The organism is Cupriavidus sp. SIMBA_020 (assembly GCF_046535395.1).
Classification (GTDB): Bacteria; Pseudomonadota; Gammaproteobacteria; order Burkholderiales; family Burkholderiaceae; genus Cupriavidus; species Cupriavidus campinensis.
Window position 1 is genome coordinate 1 of sequence record NZ_JAWRWU010001890.1, and the last position, 203, is coordinate 203.

A 203-nucleotide genomic window follows, 5' to 3' on the forward strand; every position below is an offset into this window, starting at 1 on the left:
TCAGTGCTGTAGGGATTGCGCTTCTTGCGCAGCCCGTCTTGGCCATGCTGGCGGTAGCTCGCCACCCAACGCTGCACGAGCTTGTAGCCAACTCCATACTGCGCCGCGATCGCCTTGAATCCATCTGGCCCAGCCAGATACTGCCTTACCAGCTTGAGCTTGAACCGCTCATCGTACTTCGCCATGAAAAACACCCCAAAGGT

1 protein-coding gene is annotated in these 203 nt (G+C 57.6%); it reads right to left on the reverse strand.

Features of this window, described 5'->3' with window-relative positions:
- Positions 1 to 185: transposase (locus SB751_RS36150; RefSeq protein ID WP_410749749.1), on the reverse strand; the 185-nt coding region annotated here is incomplete at its 3' end.
- Between the last annotated feature and the right edge of the window lie 18 nt (positions 186 to 203).